The following is a 529-nucleotide window of genomic DNA, read 5'->3' as shown; positions in this document are numbered from 1 at the left end:
TTTTTTAAATTTTGTAAAAAAAGTTATATCATCATAATAATCTAGTTTGTTCTTTTCTAAATATTTAGACGCATAATTATACTCATCATACTTTTTTGATTTTATTATTGGTCTACTATTATCGTAATCAATATAAATTGTATCATTAGGTTCAATAAAATAGTTAATACTATATTCATTTTCGTAATAAAATTTATGATTAAATATAATAGGTTTATCTGATTTAATTTTGATATGATTATTTCTTATGCTAGACAAAGGAATTGGCTTTGTAATAAAGCTACTATCTTCTTTATATGACATCATTTCATAAATAACTGAAATTGGTTTACCATCAATAAAAATAGTATCATTGGGCATTTTCGAACTAAAAAATATTGTTATAATATTATCATTCTTACTATTATCTTTTTTATTGTTTATGCATGAAAAGAAAATAACACTAAAAATTAGAAAAAAAGCTGTTTTCATTTTTATTAATAATTTTGGCATATAAAACTCATTCTTAATAATCCAAATACCAATTAAA

General features: G+C 19.8%; 1 protein-coding gene. It reads right to left on the bottom strand.

Annotated elements, in window-relative coordinates:
- A partial coding sequence (locus tag DIU01_RS09050; protein ID WP_290833672.1) for a hypothetical protein occupies nucleotides 1-471 on the bottom strand: 471 nt, incomplete at its 3' end.
- Between the last annotated feature and the right edge of the window lie 58 nt (nucleotides 472-529).

This window comes from Flavobacterium sp. (assembly GCF_003525665.1).
Lineage (GTDB): Bacteria > Bacteroidota > Bacteroidia > Flavobacteriales > Flavobacteriaceae > Flavobacterium.
This window is presented reverse-complemented; position numbering and strand designations above follow the sequence as displayed.